Below are 3,880 nucleotides of genomic sequence, written 5' to 3'. Positions count from 1 at the left end.
CCGATGTGGCTCTCCCCGGTGCGGGTCGTCGTGGCCGCCATCACGGATGCCGCGAATGATTATGCCGAGGAAGCAGCCGCAGCGCTTCGCAAGGCGGGCCTGCGTGTGGAGACGGATCTTCGCAATGAGAAGATCAACTACAAGGTCCGCGAGCACTCGCTGCAGAAAGTGCCGGTGATTGCCGTTGTCGGCGGACGCGAGGCGGAGGAGCGCACGCTGGCGCTGCGCCGGCTCGATGAGGCGCTCGGCCATGAGGAGGAAAGTTTTCGCCCGCTCAATCCGCCGCATCTCCATGCCGCGCAATGCCGTTTTGCCGAACCCATCGTCACACAGGAAGCGATCGAGATCGCCATCGAACGCCTTGCCCGCGATCTGGGCGCGATCCTTGAAAAAGCGGGCAAAGGCGCGCGCCGGGTGGAATTACGCCTGTTCCGCGTCGATGGCTGGTTCGAGGCCCTGCCGCTCGCCACCAGCACCGCCACACGCGATGCAGCGCACCTCGCCCGCCTTCTCGGCGAGCGGCTCGACCGCATTCAAGACCGTGCCGGTTTCGGCTTCGAGGCGGCCAGCCTCACCGCGCTTTCCGTAGAAACACTTGCCATGCGGCAGGAGGATCTGGGCGGCGATCCCCTTGCCGGGCACGATAACGACATCGCCCCGCTTCTCGACCGGCTGGTCAACCGGTTCGGCGCGCGCAACGTCACCCGCGCCGAGCCCCATGCGAGCTTTCTGCCGGAGCGCGCCGCGCGCGCCGTCTCGGTGCTCAAACCGGCCCGAAGCCATGACTGGCAGGCTCATGCCCGTTGTGTTCAGGATGGCGCGGCCTTTGCCCGCCCGCTGTTTCTTCTGGCCGTGCCGGAGCCCGTTACCACGCTTGCCGGCGTGCCCGATGGCCCGCCGACACGTTTCGAATGGCGGCGCGTGGCGCATCGGGTGGCGCGCGCCGAAGGACCGGAGCGCATCGCGCCCGAATGGTGGCGCGCGCCGCTCGGTGCCAGCCGCAAAACGCGCGACTATTACCGCATCGAGGATGAGGCCGGCCGCCGCTTCTGGCTTTTCCGCGATGGGCTTTATGAACGCGATGAGGAAACCCCGCGCTGGTTCATCCACGGGGTCTTCTCATGAGAGAGCAATCGGCAAAACCCATCCCCCTCGACAGTGGCTCAAAGGCCGACACGCCTCCAAAATCGCGCCCGGCGCCACCGGAACCGGCCTTTGCCGAGCTCGGTGTCACCAGCAATTACAGCTTTTTGCGCGGCGGGTCGCACCCGCGCGAGCTGGTTGCCGAAGCCGCGCGTCTCGGCCATGTGGCCGTCGGCATCGCCGACCGCAACACGCTGGCCGGCGCCGTGCGTGCCCATGTTGAAGCCAAGGCGCAGAGAATCCGGCTTGTCGTCGGCGTGCGGCTGGTCATGCTGGACGGTTTCGAGACGCTGTGCTTCCCCACAGACCGGGATGCCTATGGCCGCCTGACAAAGCTTCTGACCGATGGCAACCACCGCGCGCCGAAGGGCGAATGCCATCTCCATATGAGCGACCTGGAAAAGCTTGAAACAGGCCAGCGCTTCATCGCCATGCCGCCCTATGATTTCGGCGCCGAGTTCGAGGAAAACCTGCGCCGACTCTCTCACCTCTTTCCGGGCGACGTCTTTCTGGCGCTCACACCTCATCGCCGGGCCAATGACGGCGCGCGCCAGCATCGCCTTGCCGCGCTCGCCGCCGCCTGCGGCACACCGCTCATCGCCACCAATGACGTGCTCTACCACACACCGGCGCGCCGCCCGTTGCAGGATCTGCTCACCTGCATCCGCACGCACTGCACCATCGACGAGGCCGGCTTCCGGCTGGAGCGCAATGCCGAGCGTCATCTGAAATCGCCAAAAGAAATGGCTCGTCTCTTGCGCAATCACGAAGATGCCGTCGCCCGCTCCGTGGCATTCATGGACGATTGTCGTTTCTCGCTCGATGAACTGCATTTCGATTATCCGAAGGAAGCAAGCGGCGAAAGCGCCACACCCCAAGAAGAGCTGGAGCGCCTGACCTGGCTCGGCGCGAAAGAGCGCTTCTCGGGCATGGTCCCCGCGAAAATCGGAGCCATGATTGCCCATGAGTTGAAGCTCATCGGCCAGCTTGGCTACGCCGCCTATTTCCTGACCGTGCACGACATCGTGCGCTTCGCGCGGTCGCAGGAACCGCCAATCCTATGCCAGGGGCGCGGCTCGGCGGCCAATTCGGTCGTCTGCTATTGCCTTGACGTCACCTCGGTCAATCCCACCGAGATCGACCTTCTGTTCGAGCGTTTCATCTCCGCCGAGCGCGGCGAGCCGCCGGACATCGATGTCGATTTCGAGCATGAGCGGCGCGAAGAGGTGATGCAGTATGTCTACGAGAAATATGGCCGCCACCGCGCCGGGCTTGCCGCCACCGTCATTTCCTATCGCACGCGCAGCGCCGTGCGCGAGGCCGGCAAGGCCATGGGCCTGTCGCCCGATGTTGTGGCCGCCATGACCGGCCTCGTCTGGGGCCATTCCGCGCGCACGCCGGCCCGCGATCAGGTGCGCGAAGCCGGGCTCGACCCCACAGACCCGCGCCTGCGCCAGACCCTCGTGCTCGTCGGCCAGTTGATCGGCTTTCCACGCCACCTCTCGCAGCATGTGGGCGGGTTCGTGCTCACTCACTCGCCCTTGAGCGAGATGGTGCCTATCGCCAACGCCGCCATGAAGGACCGCACCATGGTGGAATGGGACAAGGACGATCTCGATGCGCTCAACATTCTCAAGGTGGATGTGCTGTCGCTCGGCATGCTCACTTGCCTGCGCAAGAGTTTCGATCTGTTGCGCGATCACTATGGCGAAGAGCGCACGCTCGCCACCGTGCCTCGCGACGACGGTCCCACCTACGCCATGATCCAGCGGGCCGATACGATCGGCGTTTTCCAGATCGAAAGCCGGGCGCAGATGTCCATGTTGCCGCGCCTGCGGCCGAAGGATTTCTACGATCTCGTCATCGAGATCGCCATCGTCCGCCCCGGCCCCATTCAGGGCGACATGGTTCACCCCTATCTGCGCCGCCGCAATGAGGAGGAGGATGTGGATTACCCGTCCGAGGAATTGCGCGCCGTTCTCCAGAAGACCCTCGGTGTGCCGCTGTTTCAGGAACAGGCAATGAAGATCGCCATCGTTGCCGCCGGTTTCCCCCCGGAAAAGGCCGATCGGCTGCGCCGCGCCATGGCCTCGTTCCGCCGCACCGGCACCATCGATCAGTTCCGCGAGGACTTCATCAACGGCATGCTCGAGAACGGTTACGACCCCGACTTTGCCGAGCGCTGCTTCAACCAGATGAAGGGGTTCAGCGATTACGGCTTTCCCGAAAGCCATTCGGCCAGTTTCGCTCTGCTCGCCTATGCCTCCTCCTGGCTCAAATGCCACTATCCGGACGTTTTCGCCTGTGCGCTTTTGAATTCGCAGCCCATGGGGTTTTATTCCGCCTCCTCCATCGTCCGCGACTTTCGCGACCATGGCGGCGAGACACGACCCGTCGACATCAATCGCAGCGATTGGGACCATACGCTGGAACCGGCCTCGAAGCCCCGCGCGATCCGCCATGCGCTGCGGCTCGGCCTGCGTCAGGTGGACGGCATTCGCGAGGCTGCGGCGCTGAAAATCGCGGCCACGCGCGGTACAGGCTTCGCAACGGTTCGCGATCTTTATTTCCGTTCCGGTATCGACATGTTCTCTCTGCGTCGGCTGGCCGAGGCGGATGCTTTCCGCTCGCTCGGGCTCGACCGGCGCGCCGCTCTTTGGGAGGTTCGCGGTCTGAGCGGCCATCAGGGCGTGCGCGCGGCCGCCGAGGAATTGCCGCTTTTCGCCAGCGCCAGAAG

General features: G+C 64.7%; 2 protein-coding genes. Both read left to right on the top strand.

Going from position 1 to position 3,880, the window contains the following annotated elements:
• Positions 1-1,125, top strand: a 1,125-nt coding sequence (locus tag QZ638_RS22800; RefSeq protein ID WP_295814959.1) for a His/Gly/Thr/Pro-type tRNA ligase C-terminal domain-containing protein, incomplete at its 5' end; no start/stop codon positions are given.
• Positions 1,122-3,880 (top strand): error-prone DNA polymerase (locus QZ638_RS22795; protein ID WP_295814956.1); only part of this gene is annotated, 2,759 nt, incomplete at its 3' end. The genes QZ638_RS22800 and QZ638_RS22795, both read left to right, overlap by 4 nt.

The organism is uncultured Nitratireductor sp., from assembly GCF_913053745.1.
In the GTDB taxonomy this organism is placed as follows: Bacteria; Pseudomonadota; Alphaproteobacteria; order Rhizobiales; family Rhizobiaceae; genus Nitratireductor.
The sequence above is the reverse complement of the archived record's forward strand: the minus strand, read 5'-3'. Positions and strand labels throughout refer to the sequence as shown.